Origin of the sequence: Mesobacillus maritimus (assembly GCF_019749255.1) — a bacterium.
Taxonomy (GTDB): domain Bacteria; phylum Bacillota; class Bacilli; order Bacillales; family Cytobacillaceae; genus Mesobacillus_B; species Mesobacillus_B maritimus_A.
The window spans coordinates 509,325-521,736 of the sequence record NZ_JACWFH010000008.1; the positions used below are offsets into that span (position 1 = coordinate 509,325).

The 12,412-nt window shown below is 37.3% G+C and carries 13 protein-coding genes; 8 read left to right on the forward strand and 5 right to left on the reverse strand.

The features are described 5' to 3' along the window. Window positions 1-119 precede the first annotated feature (119 nt). Window positions 120-1,478 (forward strand): amino acid permease, encoded by a 1,359-nt coding sequence (locus H0185_RS07935; protein WP_221872829.1) that lies wholly within the window; start codon window positions 120-122, stop codon window positions 1,476-1,478. 63 nt (window positions 1,479-1,541) lie between these two features. Here H0185_RS07935 and H0185_RS07940 read toward each other — a convergent pair whose 3' ends face one another. Beyond that, window positions 1,542-2,171 carry a LysE family transporter gene (locus H0185_RS07940; protein WP_221872832.1) on the reverse strand — a complete coding sequence of 210 codons (630 nt, stop codon included), beginning with the start codon at window positions 2,169-2,171 and terminating at the stop codon, window positions 1,542-1,544. Window positions 2,172-2,504: 333 nt separating this feature from the next. Between H0185_RS07940 and H0185_RS07945 the strand changes: the two genes are divergently transcribed. From H0185_RS07945 to H0185_RS07960, 4 genes are all read left to right on the forward strand, one after another. Beyond that, complete coding sequence (locus tag H0185_RS07945; protein WP_221872834.1) at window positions 2,505-2,711, forward strand: cold-shock protein; 207 nt, start codon at window positions 2,505-2,507, stop codon at window positions 2,709-2,711. Window positions 2,712-3,246: 535 nt separating this feature from the next. Then, on the forward strand, window positions 3,247-3,966 hold the full coding sequence (locus H0185_RS07950) for a YebC/PmpR family DNA-binding transcriptional regulator (protein ID WP_221872836.1): 720 nt from the start codon (window positions 3,247-3,249) through the stop codon (window positions 3,964-3,966). Window positions 3,967-4,131: 165 nt separating this feature from the next. Next, entirely contained in the window at window positions 4,132-4,872 is a 741-nt protein-coding gene (map, locus tag H0185_RS07955) for a type I methionyl aminopeptidase (protein WP_221872837.1), read from the forward strand. Between the two features lie 152 nt (window positions 4,873-5,024). Continuing rightward, window positions 5,025-5,195, forward strand: a complete 171-nt coding sequence (locus H0185_RS07960) for a hypothetical protein (protein ID WP_221872839.1) — start codon at window positions 5,025-5,027, stop codon at window positions 5,193-5,195. A gap of 60 nt (window positions 5,196-5,255) precedes the next feature. Here H0185_RS07960 and H0185_RS07965 read toward each other — a convergent pair whose 3' ends face one another. The 3 genes from H0185_RS07965 to H0185_RS07975 are packed head-to-tail and all read right to left on the reverse strand — an operon-like array spanning window position 5,256 to window position 7,239. Further along, entirely contained in the window at window positions 5,256-5,909 is a 654-nt protein-coding gene (locus H0185_RS07965) for an SGNH/GDSL hydrolase family protein (RefSeq protein ID WP_221872841.1), read from the reverse strand. A gap of 58 nt (window positions 5,910-5,967) precedes the next feature. Next, window positions 5,968-6,591, reverse strand: coding sequence for a polysaccharide deacetylase family protein (locus H0185_RS07970; RefSeq protein ID WP_246629066.1), 624 nt, complete (start codon window positions 6,589-6,591; stop codon window positions 5,968-5,970). A gap of 36 nt (window positions 6,592-6,627) precedes the next feature. Further along, window positions 6,628-7,239 (reverse strand): class I SAM-dependent methyltransferase, encoded by a 612-nt coding sequence (locus tag H0185_RS07975; protein ID WP_221873085.1) that lies wholly within the window; start codon window positions 7,237-7,239, stop codon window positions 6,628-6,630. Window positions 7,240-7,437: 198 nt separating this feature from the next. Here H0185_RS07975 and helD point away from each other — a divergent pair, with 198 nt between their 5' ends. Further along, on the forward strand, window positions 7,438-9,729 hold the full coding sequence (helD, locus tag H0185_RS07980) for an RNA polymerase recycling motor HelD (protein ID WP_221872843.1): 2,292 nt from the start codon (window positions 7,438-7,440) through the stop codon (window positions 9,727-9,729). A gap of 58 nt (window positions 9,730-9,787) precedes the next feature. On the opposite strand, the gene H0185_RS07985 is transcribed toward helD, so the two are convergent. Then, on the reverse strand, window positions 9,788-10,894 hold the full coding sequence (locus tag H0185_RS07985; RefSeq protein WP_221872845.1) for an aromatic acid exporter family protein: 1,107 nt from the start codon (window positions 10,892-10,894) through the stop codon (window positions 9,788-9,790). 159 nt (window positions 10,895-11,053) lie between these two features. Between H0185_RS07985 and H0185_RS24250 the strand changes: the two genes are divergently transcribed. Together H0185_RS24250 and H0185_RS07990 are read left to right on the forward strand one after the other, a co-directional pair. Beyond that, window positions 11,054-11,182 (forward strand): hypothetical protein, encoded by a 129-nt coding sequence (locus H0185_RS24250; protein WP_281427590.1) that lies wholly within the window; start codon window positions 11,054-11,056, stop codon window positions 11,180-11,182. A 376-nt stretch (window positions 11,183-11,558) separates the two neighbouring features. After that, window positions 11,559-12,407: an NAD-dependent epimerase/dehydratase family protein gene (locus H0185_RS07990; RefSeq protein WP_221872847.1), complete on the forward strand. Its 849-nt coding sequence runs from the start codon at window positions 11,559-11,561 to the stop codon at window positions 12,405-12,407. Window positions 12,408-12,412: the final 5 nt, after the last annotated feature.

A 12,412-nucleotide genomic window follows, 5' to 3' on the forward strand; every position in this document is an offset into this window, starting at 1 on the left:
CTATTGTTGAAATCGGACTTAGATGTTACCAGCAAACTTTAAGAAGTTGCGTTTTCTTTTTACATAAATAGTCCCTCACGTTCAAACAATAGACAAGATGAATACGGGAGGGATAGTAAATGAGCGGTAAGTCCTCAAAGGAAGCAAAATTGGCTTGGTGGCAGCTGTCGATGATTGGGATTGGTTGTATTATCGGAACTGGTTTTTTTCTTGGCTCTGCTCTTGCTATAACAAAAACGGGTCCATCGGCATTAATTGTGTTTTCACTAGCCGCACTTGGTACCTACCTTGTTTTTGATGCGCTAGCAAAAATGGCAGCTAAAGATCCTCAAAAGGGTTCTTTTCGTTCCTATGCGAAAAAGGCATATGGCAAGTGGGCCGGATTTTCCAGCGGATGGGTTTATTGGGGTTCTGAACTTCTGATTATGGGAAGTCAATTAACGGCTTTGTCCTTGTTTTCAACTTTTTGGTTTCCTGATATTCCACTTTGGGTTTTCGCAGCTGGTTTTGCTGTACTCGGACTAGGTGTCGTTCTAACAGGAACAAAGGGCTTTGAAAAGATGGAAAATATATTTGCGATTGTAAAAGTAGCAGCTATCTTTATGTTTTTAGTTCTTGCAACTCTAGCGGTATTTGGTGTATTTAACGGTCTTGGTCATGAGGTAAATGTTTCGAACACAATGGATCATTTCTTTGCAGGTCGATTTATGGGATTATGGACTGCATTAATTTATGCTTTTTATGCTTTCGGTGGGATCGAAATTATGGGAATCATGGCTCCAAGGCTTAAAAACAAAGAAGATGCCCCTAAAGCTGGGAAAATAATGCTCTTATTACTTACGACTATTTACCTTTTAGCCATTGCGCTTGCCGTGCTATTAGTGCCATATAAAGATTTCACGACTAAAGAAAGTCCGTTTGTTACCACATTGGATCATTATAACCTTCCGCTAGTACCCCATCTATTCAATGGGGCGATGATTATTGCAGGCTTCTCGACGATGTGTGCATCCTTGTTTGCTGTTACAAGCATGATTGTTACATTGTCTAAAGATGGGGATGCTCCAAAGGTGTTGTCAAAGGCAGGAAAATTAAAGGTTCCTCACTTTGCTTTAGGGCTAACGGTCCTTGGTTTAATAACATCAATTATCCTCTCCTTTGCGATGCCTGACCGCATTTACGAATACTTAACTACAGCTGCGGGATTAATGCTCATCTACAATTGGTTGTTTCTCATGTTTTCATATAAGCATATTATTAAGCTGACGAAGTTTGAACAGGTGAAGAGGTTCGGAGCAATAGTTTTAATCGTAGCAGCTGTGAGTGGAACACTTTTTGATCATATGGCACGTCCTGGTTTTTTTATTTCACTACTTTTCCTTGCGATCATTGGGCTTATCCTAATGCTCCGAAATGCAATAGGTGGTAAGAAAAAAAAGAAAAAGAGTGCCAAAGTGCCACGACCAAGATTTCAGTAGTGGCATGCTAAAAACCGCTAAAACAAAACTTAGCGGTTTTTCCATTGTTTAGTACAAATAATTTCAAGATTGAATTAGAACCTTCACTGCCTGAATTCCAAAATAGATTGCAAATCCAATAAGCGAGGCACCCGATAGGTAGGAGATTACAGTAAGAAGACGAGTCGTTAACAACCTTTTAAAACTACTCGAAATAAATGCCATCGTAATGTCCCAAATAACCAAACCTAAGATAATAGCAAAGCTATATAACACCAATTCACTTGTTCCGTATGAGGTGGCTGTCCGAGCAAGAACTGATCCATAAATTCCTAACCAAAAAAGGATTGTGAGCGGGTTCGAGATGGACATGAAGAAACCTGACATAAAGGATTTAAGACCAGATTCAGACTGCCTCCCTTTTTTCATAACAATTTTCCCGGCGCCAATAATTGTCTCTATCCCTGTATACATAAGGACAAAAAAGCCAAAAAACCAAAGAAAGGTTTGCATAAATGGTGTTTCGAGAAATCTCACGACTCCCATATAAACAGCTATCATATAGACGATATCTGCGGATAATGCTCCTAACCCTAAAAGCCATGAATGAAAAAATCCACTTTTAATGCCCTTATCCATCTGTGCTGCATTAACTGGGCCGATTGGTGCTGCTAGGGATAAACCTAGAAATATATAGCTAAGAAACACACTCATACAATACCCCCATTACCAATCAAGATTGAATGCTCGTACTATATGTATTCCGTCTAATGGGCATGTACAACTAAAAGATAGCAGGGAGCAAATGTTTTATGAAATTAGGTGTATTTTTAGGTTTATTGAGCATATTATTAGAGGGTTGACCTATTGGAAGAAAAGTTAAAAGTGAGTTCTTTTGTAAAAAAAATCTAATTATGATATGATGGGAGAAGAGTTGAAAAAGAAAAGGAATTCATTTATTATAAAAAGTTAGCTTATTGAGCTTTTTATTATAAATGTTTTTTTATTCATGCTTTGGACTAAAATTGGAAATGGAGCGTGAGGGAAATGGCATTTGGAAGAAAACCTCCTGAAGAGATTGTCACTGCGGAAACGAAGATATGGGTATGTACTTCAGACCAGTGTAATTGTTGGGTTCGGGATAATTTTAAGAGCAGTGCAGTTCCAACATGCCCAATTTGCAAAAGTGCAATGGAACAAACGACAAAAGAGTTGGAAGTCGTGAATAACCATAGTTTTAATGTAACGGGCTGAGTATAACATGAAAAAACAGTTAGCAAATGGATGCTAGCTGTTTTTTATGCTTATTTAGATAAAATGAGACTTTTGGGGAATAGAATAGGAATGATCTATTTCAATATGGTAACAAGTATTTTGGGCGTTACTACTAGAAGTCCAAGTTTTGCTGGTGATGTAGGTGGAACATTGTACTTGACCTAAAAAGAATGTAAATTAAAGGGCCAAGAGAATTTGGTCCTTTTTTTGCCTAAAACTTTGTTAAAGAATATCTTGATTCTTCAACGGGTAAATTCGAGCGACTGCCCCACGGTAGTAAAGGACCTGGGGGAATTATAAAATCATGTTTAACAAAGTTTTTGTCTAAATTTTGATTCATCTTTCTAGTATATAAAATTTGTATTTATTGAGGTATAATGGTTATTGTCAAAATGCAATGATTTAATTTATTCTCTCTAATCCAATTTTATATTGGTAGAAAAGAGTTGAAGAAGTTGCATCTACGTATTACTATTTTATTCTATAGATTTAATGTTGAAAGTGAGTGTTAAAGATGGGACGTAAATGGAATAATATTAAAGACAAAAAAGCGTCAAAAGATGCAAACACAAGTCGTATTTACGCAAAGTTCGGGCGTGAAATCTATGTGGCAGCAAAGCAAGGCGAACCAGATCCGGAAGCAAATCAAGCTCTAAAAGTCGTCCTTGAGCGTGCAAAAACATATAATGTCCCTAAAGCAATCATTGACCGTGCGATTGATAAGGCTAAAGGCGGCGATGATGAATCTTATGACGAACTACGTTATGAAGGTTTTGGGCCAAATGGGTCTATGGTCATTGTTGATGCATTAACAAATAATGTAAATCGTACTGCCTCTGAGGTACGTGCAGCGTTTGGTAAAAATGGTGGGAATATGGGTGTGAGCGGCTCCGTTTCTTATATGTTTGATACAACAGCTGTTTTCGGTGTTGAAGGAAAAACAGCAGATGAAGTATTGGAATTGTTAATGGAAGCTGACATAGAAGTAAGAGACATCCTTGAGGAAGAGGAAGCAGTCATTATTTATGCTGAACCAGACCAATTTCACGCTGTTCAAGAAGCGTTTAAAAACGTAGGCGTGACTGAATTTACTGTTGCAGAACTAACCATGCTTGCACAAAATGAAGTAGAATTACCAGAAGACGCTCAAGCACAATTTGAAAAAATGATTGATGCATTAGAAGATTTAGAAGATGTTCGTCAAGTGTATCATAATGTTGATTTAGGTGAATAAAACTCGGGGCAGATCTTGGTTCGCTTAGATTTGCCCTATTGTCATTTGATGACTACACGAATACATAATAAATGTCTAACTTGGATTTATTTATAAGTAAATGTACAATCATATACATGTATGTTTTTTCATTAATTAAAGTCTAACAGTATGGGTGGTTTAATCATGATTGTAAAAACAGAAGAAGATATTAAAGCATTAAAAGAAATTGGAAAAATTTGCGGAAGTATTCGCAATGAATTGGTCCAAAAAACGAAACCGGGAATTACCACAAAAGAACTAGATGAAATTGCTGGGGAGCTCTTTGAAAAGGCTGGTGCCGTTTCTGCTCCAAAAGGAGAATATGATTTTCCAGGATACACATGTATTAGTGTGAATGAGGAAGTGGCACATGGCATTCCAGGAGAGCGTGTCATAAAAGAGGGAGACCTTGTTAATATCGATGTATCAGGTTCAAAAGATGGTTATTTTGCTGATACAGGTATCTCCTTTGTTGTCGGTGAGGGCGATGAAATCAAAAGCAAAATCTGTGAAGTTGCAAAAGAAGCTTTTGATGCAGGCCTAAAAAAAATTAAGCCGGGCGCGAAGAAGAATGGAATTGGAAAAGTGGTCATGCAAACGGCCAAAAACAATGACTTAACCGTCATCTTAAATCTCACTGGACATGGAATTGGACGCACCATTCATGAAAAGCCTGACCATATATATAATTATTATGAGCCTTGGGATAATGAATTGTTAAGAGAAGGAATGGTAATCGCCTTCGAACCGTTTATCTCCACACGTGAAGAGGAAGTCTATCAGCTCGACGATGGGTGGACTTATGTTACGGAAAATAGTTTCGTTGCGCAGTACGAGCATACGATTATTGTGACGAAAGAAGGTCCAATGATTATTACTGAATAAATCAAAGACCTTGGGTCAAAAGAAGCTAAAAAAATGACGTGTGAGTATGACACACGTCATTTTTCATTTTAGCTATCAGTGAAAATGAACTACATTGCATGGAGGTATTAAAAATCAAACATATAAAACAGATACAAGGGAAAAGCTTAAGAATGGTTCTATCTTCATTAATCGTTGTGGTCGGTCTTGTAGTAATCTCTCAGATTTATTTTAGTTACGTTGAAGTTAGAGATTTGACTAATAATTGTTATGACAACGGTGGACTACCAAATATTGTAAAATCAGGGTTGGAAATAGAGTCCTTTGATTGTGAAATAGACTAACCTTCTATCAATAAAATGATTTGGCGAGTGGTAGTTTGGTAGTATAAATGGGAGTTTCAATCACTTGCCCCAATCAAAGTCTAATACTCGTAGAAAAGCCTTTGCTATTACCATATGTCCTGTAGCATTTGGATGAACGCGGTCCCAAGCCAGTGCTGCAGGATAATATGTATTTAAAATTTGGTTAAGGGCGGCTTGAGTGTCAACAAATAGACAATCTGTCTCATCAGCAATCTTTTTAACAACTTCTCCATATTGGTCCATTGTTCTCCGCATTGCGTCCTGCTCATTTCTTTCAAGGTAAAAAGGAGTCATCAAGATGAGACCTTTCACTTGAGGCCTGGTCTCCTTAATTAGTTTTCTTAATGTTTCTTCATATTCGTCGATGTACACATGATATTCTTTTATTAATGGGGCGTCATATTGTCGCCAAACATCATTGATGCCAATCATCACTGATAGCCAATCCGGATTTTGATCTATCACGTCTTCTTGCCATCTAGCTTCTAGATTGCGAACGGTGTTTCCGTTTACTCCTTTATTAACCGTTCGAATTCCAAGTTCAGGATAACCGGTCTGTAGAAGGGCATCAACAAAAGCAACATAGCCTTTTCCTAGTGCCCCGTTACCTCCTTCTCTCACTTCTTTATTTCGCTCTGCGTCCGTAATTGAATCTCCAATAAATAATAATTTTTGTCCTTGATCTAGTTTCACGCTTCTCATCCTTCCGTTATAGGAATCATTTTTCACATTTTAATTTTAAGGATGCTACTTATTTGTTTTTTAAGCTTATTAATTCGCTAACCGTGACAAGTTGATACCCTTGTGATGTTAGTTCAGTGGCAAGAAAGCGAACCGCTTCAATTGTTTGCGAACGATCTCCGAAGCCATCATGAAATAAGAAAATGCTTCCATTTCTGACCTGGTTTCTAGTTTTTGTTACAATATGATCGACACCGGGCATTTCCCAATCGGTTGCTTCAAAATTAACACCACTAATCATATGGTAATCTAGTTTTTTCACCATTGAAACGGTTTCATTATTATAATCAATAAAAGGGGGACGAAAGGTTTTGGGTTTCGTTCCTGTGAGTTCCTTTATGATCTTATCGGTTGTGAGTATTTCTTCCGCACACTCTGTTGAACTTAGCTCAGTTAATTTTGGGTGAGAGTAGGTATGATTTCCAATCTCATGCATTTGCTCCGTTACTTGTGAGACAAGCTCGGGGTGGTTTAACATATGCTTGCCAATCATAAAAAAAGTGGCCCTTCCAGAAACCTCTTTGAATATTTCGAGTACCTGAGGAGTATAAATTGGATTTGGGCCATCGTCAAAGGTGAACGCAACTGCTTTATGATTCGTTTGGATCTCAGAAATGATTGATGTATCACTCAAATGATTTATCTCCCAACTAAGAAAAAGATATCTATGTTATTTCGTACAAACAGCAATCCCAAACGGATAATGTATATTTGCTCTGCCAGGCTCTACTAGGACCCCTTTTTGAAAGTAAAATTCCTTTTCTTTATAGCGGTTAAAAAGTCCATGGAATTCTTCTTTTGTTAGTTGATGAACATGAAAGGGCTCCCTAGTAGGTTTCCCTCTTCCTTGGCCAAAGGGAGTGGAAATGACAAGTTTCCCTCCTGGCTTTAGCATTTCGTATATATTATTCATGAACTGCTCTTCGTCTGCTACATGTTCTAGTGTCTCGAAGCTGATGATTAAATCGAATGGTGCGTATTTTTTAGGGAGTTCTGGGTCAAGCACATCACCTTGTTGGAACGTAACTAGTGGGTGATAATATGTACCTCGTGCATAGGAGATTACTTTTGCATCAATATCAATAGCAACAACCTCTTCAATTTCTTTTTTTGCTGCTTTGGCAATAATGTTACTCCCAAACCCACTTCCACATGCAAAGTCAAGTACACGTCCTTTTGCATAAGGAATAGCAAAGTGATAACGAGCGATATGCTCTAATAACATCCCATTCATCGGTTGCATGAATTCTGGAATGATTCGTTCTCCTGTATATTCAATCATCATATTTTTCCTTTCTAGCTTAACTTCCTTCTATCATATCAAAATTCAATTTCGGTTTGTAGTGATCGAGGAAGGAAATTGCCGCTACAAAAGTGCTATGCTATATTAAATAATGACCTCCTGAACCACGATAAACCTCATATTTATCCTCATACTCTATATCGCATTTCTATAATTTACATTAGAAGGGAGATATGCATGTCTAAAGAATTTGAATATGAAAAAAGACGCTTAGCTTACACAAGGGGATATATGGAAATGGTAATCAAGGCAGCGGAACAAAATCAGGGCGATTTTCAAGAGAATATGAAACAAGCTATGGTTGACCTTGATCATCTTGATAGTAGTTTAAGTTATATCAATATCCTCACAAACAGCAAGTTTATTGAAATGGCTTCAACTGAACTCGAGGCATTGAGAAAGCTAAAAAACAAACCCTATTTTGCACGAATCAATTTTAAAAGTGAAGGACAGAGCTCAGAAGAAATCTTTTATATTGGAAAAACTTCATTATATGAACGTGACACCCAGGAACCAATCATTGTAGATTGGCGTTCGCCAGTGGCAAATATTTATTATGATGGTCGACTTGGAAAAGTAGAATATGAGTCGAATGAAGGAAGTATTGAAGGGTATCTTTCTTTGAAGAGACAATACAAAATTGAAGAGGGGAAACTAATTGACTATCAAGACGTCGATTTAACCACAACAGATGAACTCCTTCAAGAGTCTCTATCTGGAAAAGCAGATACCAGGTTAACTGAAATTGTTTCAACCATTCAAGCAGAGCAAAATAATGTGATTCGTGCCGATTTAAACCGTCCTATCATTGTTCAAGGAGCAGCGGGTAGTGGGAAAACAACAATTGCTTTACATCGTTTATCTTACTTTATCTATCACCATGCGGCAAGATTTAAGCCAGAGCAGTTGTTAATTATTGCTCCGAATAATATGTTTATTGGATATATTGCCGAAGTACTGCCGGAATTAGGTGTAGATAAAATTAGACAAACAACCTATATTGACTATATGAAGCTATGTGTTAGCAAAAAGCTTAAAGTAGTTAAGCCGGAACAAAAGCTTATTCATATATTAAATCAAGATATAGAAAATGAAAAAATGGTGAAGTGGCTATCCAGATTCAAAGGTTCTTTAAAATATAAAACACTTCTTGACCGTTATTTAAAAGATATTAGGGATGAACTTTCGCCAACTGAAGATTTTGTGCTTGAAAGATACAGGCTAACGAGTGGGAAAAAACTCCGAAAACTATTTTTAAAGGATTATCACTATCTTCCTTACTATAAACGCTTAGACAAAATAAAAGAAATTATGAAAACTGATGTAAGGCGGAAGAAAAAACAAATCATTGACTCACTTGAAAAAAGGTTCGAGGCCGCCCTTGATCAAGCACTCTATCATATAAAAGATGAACAAAAAAGAAAAGAACGAGTTGTGTATGTGTTGGATTCAAAAGAAGAGCGATTGAGTACGATTCAAAACGAATCGAAAAGTGCTGTAAAAAAATATATGAACAAATTGCCAAAAGAGACTCTTCTCGATTATTACAAGAAACTGATTTTTAATGAAGCAAAATTTGAAATTTATGCTAAAGAACTATTGAATAAGGAGCAAGTTGAATTCTTTTTATCATATAATCAAAAGATTTTACAGAAGAATCAAGTTGAAATTGAAGACCTTGCAGGCTTATTTTATATGCAGCACAAAATCTTTGGGATCGAGAAGGATTTAAAAGCCAAGAATATTGTCATTGATGAGGCTCAGGATTATAGCAATTTTCAACTCTATGCACTTAAAGTTGGATTAGAAACAGATATGTTCACAATTGTTGGAGATTTGGCCCAAGGAATTCACTCCTATCGTGGGTTAAGAAACTGGGAGACTTTAAGAAAGGTAATTTTTCCGCGTGCCAATTTTATGACATTGCAGAAGAGCTATCGGACAACTATTGATATTATGGAGGTAGCGAACGATGTGCTAGGTCTAATGAATGAAAACCTCCCAAAAGTTGAGCCAGTCGTCCGCCGCGGAAATAAACCCTTGGTTTATCTTTATGACAGTAGAAATGAGTTGCAGGAAAGAATTCAAGACACTTTAAAAACGATTGAAAATGACGGGTACCAATCGATTGCAATCATTGGCAAGACAGATAAGGAGTGCAAGGAACTTTATAAGCTTTTACATAAAAGAATAGAAAGACCGATTCAATTATTACAAGAAAATGAAGCGATAAAAAAGGGGTGCCTCGTCATTGTTCCGTCCTATCTCTCGAAAGGGCTCGAGTTTGATGCTGTATTAATTGTGTCCTTGGGTGAAATCTATCGTTCAGAGGAAATTGATATCAAACTCCTTTACGTGGCAATGACCAGGCCCATGCATCAGTTGTATTTGTTTGCACGAGAAAAGGAAGATGTACTAATGCACGAAGTGGACCGAACAAAATGGACCTGCCTCTCAGAAGACGTATAATCTTAAAAAATAAAACCAGCTCAATAACTGGTTTTATTTTATATATATATAGAAGAAACTAAGCTTGTTTATGATTAGACCGCAATCTTGCTGGGACACGTATTCTGGCTCCCCGTTTTTCTCTTTGTTCTTGAAGTTTATGTATTTTGCTTAGTTCCTCAGTTAATTCATGAATAGAAAGCAACTCATATAAAATAACCATCTCTGGTGAAAAATGGTGTGATTGTCCTTTGTTCATACTATTCGTTTCAATAAAAGATTTTTGGTCTGTAAACCATCCGGTAATTTCTAAGATTAATGATTGATGTTCATTTCGAATGGCAAAATTGGGATCGTAATAAATGGCTCTAAGTGAGTGAATGGTTTTTAAGATTAACGTGTTTTTTGTTTCTCCCAATGTAAAATGGTTAGTTGGAAGATAAATTAAGTTTCCTATATGATAGGTGATTTGACGTAAGATATTTAATTTTTTATATTCATAGTGAAAATGGCCAACATCCACTTTCTTGACTTTATGATATCTCCATTCATCTTTTTGGAAGGAACAAAGCCTTTCTGTTTTCTCAATTTCTTTTATTAAGTTATAGAATGTTTTTCTGATTTCTTTTTCGCTAGCTTGTATATGACATAGTTCATTTCCAATGATATTCAAAATATCTCCAGCTCTCATATAAAGAGTATGAGTTGCTCTGGCAATGGACTCTGAGTATTTCGGTGGCAAAACGAAAAGGTTGACTAGGGAAGAAACAATTAAGCCTGTACTAGTTGTCCCAAGTCTAATAAAAAAGGAAGACAAGTAATCATCATGAACGGTCGAAATCATCGCTATCCCCGTTAGGGTTGCAACTAATATACCGTCATGTAATTTTAGCTTATTACAAACAATGATTGTCGCTAAAGCAACGAATGTATAGGAAATGGGACTATCCCCAAATACAAAGGTTGCTAGTACGGAAAAACCTGCTCCAATGGCAGAAGCCGGGAAGCGTACAAAGGCTTTCTTAATAGAATCTGCTGCTGTAGGCTCAATTGTCACGATGGCTGTAATAACGGCAAACATGGCAGGCCAATTTAACAGGTGACAGATTAGTGCTGTAACAAAGACAGCAATGCCCGTTTTAACAATCCTACCACCAATAAATCTGTATTTTTTTGGAATCTTCATAACCGAATCCTTTTCCATTATTAGTTACTATCAGTATAGCCCATTTATTATACTAAAAGACAGAAAACATGCCACCGTTCTTATATATCTCTTATTTCCACCCCTATTATCGAGGTGGTGCACTGAAAGTGGATAGGAGTTTGTGCAGGGCGAATGCCTATGAGCCAAATAGCTATGACGAATGGCTGGACAGCCAAAATAAAAGAAACCCGTGCTAAAAAAGCGACGGCGATGTTTATGAATGGAATACCTGAGAAGAGAATGACGATTATTCCACCCAACTGGTAACTATTTACCTTGATACCGATGAAGAGCAACAAAGCTTATTTGAAAAAACGGCACGTAATATGCAGGGAACAACGAAGAGTCCCATTAAGGCACATCAACAACTGGTAAAAAGTAGCCCCTGCTTATGGTGAAGGTATTATAAGAGCACTCGGAGTTTCAATTGGTGAAGTCGAAGCGGCAAGTGTGGAAGCAATAAATGTTCCTATGCTTCTCCACATGTGTAACGGTTAGTGCTTATTAGTTGTGATTATGGAGGAGATGTTTTATACTTTTTTTGTATTTCTCTTGTCTCGGAAATTGAAATCGGTTTCTTTTCGTATGAAGATGACATTTAGTAATAATCATCACGTAGGTGATTTGGGAGGGAAGGGAAAGAATGAAAAAGGTTGTTGTAACTGGGGGAAGCGGTCTTCTTGGTTCCGCTGTCATCCAAGAGTTTTTAAATCATGGTTATCAAGTTATTAACGCAGATCTGAAACACCCAGAGGAAGCGCTATGTAGAACGGTGATAACCGATCTAACAAATCTAGGAGAGGTATACGGAGTATTGGCAGATGCTGATGCAGTTGTGCATCTTGCTGCGATTCCGGTGGCTTACTCTCATCCAAATGAAGTGACGTTCCGAAATAATGTTATGTCCACTTATAATATTTTAGAAGCGGCAAGTAACCTAGGGATTAAAAAAGCGGTCATTTCATCTAGTGAGTCCTCCTACGGAATTTGTTTTTCAAAGCAAAACTTAGGTCCGCAATATGTTCCAATTGATGAAGAACATCCACAGATGCCTGAGGAAAGCTATGGGTTGTCGAAGATTGTAAATGAGAAAACAGCAGACATGATTCACCAAAGGACAGGCATGCAGGTTGTATCCTTTAGATTGGGGAATGTCATATCGCCTGAAATGTATCAGAATTTCCCTCGATTCATCCATAATCCGGAGGAACGTAAACCAATTCTTTGGAGCTATATCGATACAAGGGACGCTGCAACTGCTTATCGGTTAGCGATTGAGACAGATGGACTTGGTTCCGTTGCTCTAAATATCGGTGCGGATGAGACAAGCATGGATATGGAAAGCAAACAGTTAATGGAAATCTGCTTTCCTGATGTTAAGGATTTCCGTAAAGATTTAGCTGGTTTTGCTCCTTTGCTAAACAACGAAAAGGCGAAGAAACTATTAAATTGGAAACCAGTACATAAATGGAGAAATTATGTGAAGCTTTAATGGTT

Excerpts from the sequence above, each read along its gene's own strand:
- H0185_RS07960 (WP_221872839.1), top strand. The coding sequence starts at position 5,025 with ATGGTTCTATCTTCATTAATCGTTGTGGTCGGTCTTGTAGTAATCTCT.
- H0185_RS07945 (WP_221872834.1), top strand. The coding sequence starts at position 2,505 with ATGGCATTTGGAAGAAAACCTCCTGAAGAGATTGTCACTGCGGAAACG.
- H0185_RS24250 (WP_281427590.1), top strand. The coding sequence starts at position 11,054 with ATGAGCCAAATAGCTATGACGAATGGCTGGACAGCCAAAATAAAAGAA.
- map (WP_221872837.1), top strand. The coding sequence starts at position 4,132 with ATGATTGTAAAAACAGAAGAAGATATTAAAGCATTAAAAGAAATTGGA.
- H0185_RS07940 (WP_221872832.1), bottom strand. The coding sequence starts at position 2,171 with ATGAGTGTGTTTCTTAGCTATATATTTCTAGGTTTATCCCTAGCAGCA.
- H0185_RS07990 (WP_221872847.1), top strand. The coding sequence starts at position 11,559 with ATGAAAAAGGTTGTTGTAACTGGGGGAAGCGGTCTTCTTGGTTCCGCT.
- H0185_RS07950 (WP_221872836.1), top strand. The coding sequence starts at position 3,247 with ATGGGACGTAAATGGAATAATATTAAAGACAAAAAAGCGTCAAAAGAT.
- helD (WP_221872843.1), top strand. The coding sequence starts at position 7,438 with ATGTCTAAAGAATTTGAATATGAAAAAAGACGCTTAGCTTACACAAGG.
- H0185_RS07935 (WP_221872829.1), top strand. The coding sequence starts at position 120 with ATGAGCGGTAAGTCCTCAAAGGAAGCAAAATTGGCTTGGTGGCAGCTG.
- H0185_RS07985 (WP_221872845.1), bottom strand. The coding sequence starts at position 10,894 with ATGAAGATTCCAAAAAAATACAGATTTATTGGTGGTAGGATTGTTAAA.
- H0185_RS07975 (WP_221873085.1), bottom strand. The coding sequence starts at position 7,239 with ATGATTGAATATACAGGAGAACGAATCATTCCAGAATTCATGCAACCG.